Annotated in this window: 1 protein-coding gene; it reads left to right on the top strand. The window is 59.0% G+C overall.

The annotated features are described in order from the left end of the window. A partial coding sequence (locus tag ASJ79_RS24885) for an IS3 family transposase (protein ID WP_067961275.1) occupies positions 1-828 on the top strand: 828 nt, incomplete at its 5' end. Positions 829-869: the final 41 nt, after the last annotated feature.

Here is an 869-nt window from a genome sequence, read left to right on the forward strand (position 1 = left end):
CAGATGCTGGCCTGGCTGGGGGTGTCGAAATCGGGATATTACGAGTGGCTGGGCCGGTCAGCCAGCGCCGCAGCGTGTCGCCGTGAGGAGCTCAAGCTCAAGATCGCCGCGCTGTTCAAGTCTTTCGGCGCCGTCTACGGTTACCGGCGCATCCATGCCGAGCTTGTACGCGCTGGCGACCCAGTCGGCCCGGAACTGGTCCGCAAGCTGATGCGGGAGTTGAATCTCGTTGCACTGCAACCGAAACCGTACAAGCGGACCACTATCGCCGGCGAGTCGGCCACGGCGGTGCCTGATCTGGTGGCCCGTGATTTCACCGCGGATCGGCCCGGGATCAAGCTGGTCGGCGACATCACCTATATCCGGACCTGGGCCGGCTGGCTATACCTGGCCACGGTGATTGACTGCTTCAACAAAGAAGTGATCGGTTACGCGATGGCCGACCATATGCGCACTGAACTGGTCACCGACGCTCTGGAGATGGCTGCCCGCAACCATGCGCTCGAGCCGAAATGCATTATGCACACTGACCGCGGGACGCAATACACCTCGACCGACTACGCTACCAAAATCGAGGACCTCGATATGCGAGCCTCACTGGGGCGGACCGGAATTTGTTGGGATAACGCCCTCGCGGAATCATTCTTTGCAAGCCTGAAGAATGAACGTGTGCACCATATGGTGTACCCGACACGGAAGAAAGCACAAGCCGATATTGCCCGCTATATCGAACTGTTCTACAATCGACGCAGACTTCACTCCGCGCTCGGCTACCGCACACCGCATGAAGTCCGCACCGAATATATGAATTCACAGCTCGCGGCTTAATTCCCGCGAAATCCGCAGTCTGAAAAACGCGGAGCAGGCCA

Source organism: Mycobacterium sp. NAZ190054 (genome assembly GCF_001545925.1).
GTDB lineage: Bacteria > Actinomycetota > Actinomycetes > Mycobacteriales > Mycobacteriaceae > Mycobacterium.